The organism is Bacillota bacterium (genome assembly GCA_040754675.1).
GTDB lineage: Bacteria > Bacillota > Limnochordia > Limnochordales > Geochordaceae > Geochorda.
This window is the reverse complement of sequence record JBFMCJ010000544.1, coordinates 1-2,692: the sequence shown is the minus strand read 5'-3', so window position 1 is coordinate 2,692 and position 2,692 is coordinate 1. Positions and strand designations below refer to the sequence as shown.

General features: G+C 67.3%; 4 protein-coding genes. 2 read left to right on the top strand and 2 right to left on the bottom strand.

Annotated features, from left to right (window positions below; translation table 11 throughout):
- Positions 1–61: 61 nt before the first annotated feature.
- The gene (locus AB1609_20540; GenBank protein MEW6048832.1) at positions 62–856 is read right to left on the bottom strand and encodes an SDR family oxidoreductase; all 795 of its coding nucleotides are present in this window, start codon (positions 854–856) and stop codon (positions 62–64) included.
- A 176-nt stretch (positions 857–1,032) separates the two neighbouring features.
- On the opposite strand from AB1609_20540, the gene AB1609_20535 reads away from it, so the two are divergent.
- A complete protein-coding gene (locus AB1609_20535; protein MEW6048831.1) occupies positions 1,033–1,518 on the top strand; it encodes a peroxiredoxin in 486 nt (161 codons plus the stop codon).
- A 45-nt stretch (positions 1,519–1,563) separates the two neighbouring features.
- Complete coding sequence (locus AB1609_20530) at positions 1,564–2,184, top strand: hypothetical protein (protein MEW6048830.1); 621 nt, start codon at positions 1,564–1,566, stop codon at positions 2,182–2,184.
- Between the two features lie 92 nt (positions 2,185–2,276).
- Here AB1609_20530 and AB1609_20525 read toward each other — a convergent pair.
- A partial coding sequence (locus tag AB1609_20525; GenBank protein ID MEW6048829.1) for a TOBE domain-containing protein occupies positions 2,277–2,692 on the bottom strand: 416 nt, incomplete at its 5' end.

Here is a 2,692-nt window from a genome sequence, read left to right as displayed (position 1 = left end):
CGCCCGGGCCGCAATGCCGTGCCCCCGGCGTTCCGAACGTTACCGATGGAACGGGGCAGTATTAGAGCAGTCCCTTGGTGAGGCCTCCGTCGATGGTCCACGCCGCACCCGTCACGTAGCTCGCTGCGTCGGACGCAAGAAAGGCGATGACCTTCGCCAGTTCCTCCGGCTCGCCGTACCGGCGCAGCGGAATGATGCGGGTGTACTCCCGCATGACCTCCTCGGGCGTCGTGCCCTCCTTCGACGCACGGATGCGGTCGAGCTCTCGGATGCGCTCCGTATTGAACCGTCCCTGCACGATCACGTTCACCCGGATGCCCTCGGGGCCCAACTCGTCCGCCAGGGTTTTGAGCAGCCCCGCCAGCCCGGCCCGCATGGTGTTGCTCAGGATGAGGCCGCGGATGGGTTCCTTGAGGCTGTAAGAGGTGAGGGCCAGGATTGAGCCGCCCCGCCCGGTGCGACGCATCAAGGGCACGATCCCGCGCACCATGCGCACCACGCTCATGATGAGCAAATCGTACGCCGTTTGCCAGTCCCCGTCTTCCATGTCGAAGAAGCTGCCGGTCCTGGGCCCCCCGGAGTTGGTCACGAGCACGTCCACCCGGCCGTAGCGGCGGTCGATCTCGTGCACGAAGCGCTGAACGTCCTGCGAGCGGCTCACGTCGGCGACCACTGCCAGGACGTCCGTGCCGAACTCCTCCCGCAGCTGACGTGCGGCCTGCTCGATGGCTTCGGCGCGCCTCGAGCAGATAGCAAGCTTGGCCCCCTCGGCCGCCAGAGTCCGGGCCGCCGCGAGGCCGAGCCCTTGAGAGGCCGCTGCCACCACTGCCACTTTGCCCTTGAGACCCAGATCCATCCCAGCGAGTCCCCTTCCTCGGGCCGCCGGCAGGGCGTGCCCTAGCTTCCGCGTGGTTGTCTCGGGTCAGATTCGGGCCGGCGCGCGCCGATCCCTTGAAAGGCCAGGCGAAAACCATCCAGAATATGCCGGCCGCGCGAACGCAAGCCCATGTGGAGAGGTGGTTCGAGGTAGAGGTGCCCGTCGCAGTTCGAGCCGGCGACGTGATGCCCGAAGTGGCGGGACCCACGCAGGCGGGAACCCGCCTGTCGTCCAGGCAGTTCCTGGGAAAGTGGCTTGTCCTGTATTTTTACCCGAGGGACAAGACGCCCGGGTGTACGCGGGAGGCACAGGCGTTCAACGCGCACCTGGAGGAGCTGCGCGACCGGGACGCCGAGGTGGTGGGCGTCAGCGTGGATAGCGAGGCGTCCCACCGCAGCTTTGCCGACGCGTGCGGCCTGCGCTTTCCGCTCATCTCCGACCGGGACAAGGCCATCTCCCGCAACCTCGGCGTGCTCAACGAAAAGGGCACCAGCGCCCTGCGCACCACTTTCGTCATTGATCCGCAAGGGCGCATCGCCCGCATCTTCGAGAACGTCAAGGTGGACGGCCACGTCGACGAGGTGCTCAAGAGCCTCGACCAGCTGCGCAACCGTGCTGAGCCGGGAAGACGGAAGGAATAACCATCCCTCCGTCTAACAGGCTGCTCAGGGAGGAGGCAAAGGCCCTTGAACGCCCATTCGCATCGCACGCATGAAGCCATTGCCGGCGCAGTGCGCCTTTTCGCGCTCGCCTTTGCGGCGTTTGTGCCCCTTTTCCTGGCGCGGCCCGCATCGGCGCTGCTCGAACCCAGGCCGCACCCCCAGTGGCGCGCGGGCTTCATGTGGAGCCTCAACGAACCCGACGTCATCGGCCTCGACTGGGGCGTGGGCGTGCGGCTGCCCCTCCAGCCGAGCGAACTCGGGGTCGCGACCCTCTCAGGAAGCCTGCAGGGTACCTTGAGCAAGTATTACGAGTGGGATTTCCGCCTCGCCGGGCTCCTCGAGTCCTACCGGACAGGCCGGCCGTCGCTGGGCGTCTACTACACACTGCGGCACTTCCCCGACACCGTGATCCCCTGGAGCGGCCAGAGGGCGCTGAACGGCATCGGCTTCCGGTACGGGTCGCTGGCAGCCGCCTTTTACCCGGAGATCTGGAACTCCCGCCTCGAAACCGACCGCCTCGGCCCCGTCATGGTAGTGGAGCCGGGGTGGTTTTCGGGCCTGTACGTCCAGCTCCGCTGGCTGTTCAGGCCCAAGGCGCAGGCCTCCTCAGTGCGGCTGGCCGTCGGGCTCGAGGAAGACTGGTAGGGACCCGGGGCAAGCGCTCTGGCCCGCTGAGGCGCGGCCTCGCGGGGGACCGCCGGGAGGCCGTCACAAGCAGCGCCTCAAGGCGGACGGTCTCATACGGGTACCGGAGGCCCCTGGGGGGCGGCGGGAACCAGCTCCCCCGTATCGGCATTGAAGACCCGAACGGACTCTGGCGAAAAGCCCACGCCCACAGCGTCCCCTCGCCGAATCTGGGGTCCCGAGGGTACGGCCATCTTGAGGCGGCTATATTGGCCAATCGCAAGCTCCACGATGATCTTGCGCCCCAGCGGCTGTACGACCTCCACCCTGCCCGGCAGCCGGCCCCCGAGGGTGATCTCCTCCGGGCGGATGCCCAGAAGAACCCGTCCCGACGCGCCCGTAACGGGAATCGAGAACCCGTCCGCCCTGGCGAAGCCATCTTCAATGAGAGACGGGATGAGGTTCATGGGCGGGCTTCCCGTGAGCTGGGCCACCGTCGCGCTTGCAGGCTGCGAGTAGACCTCCTCCG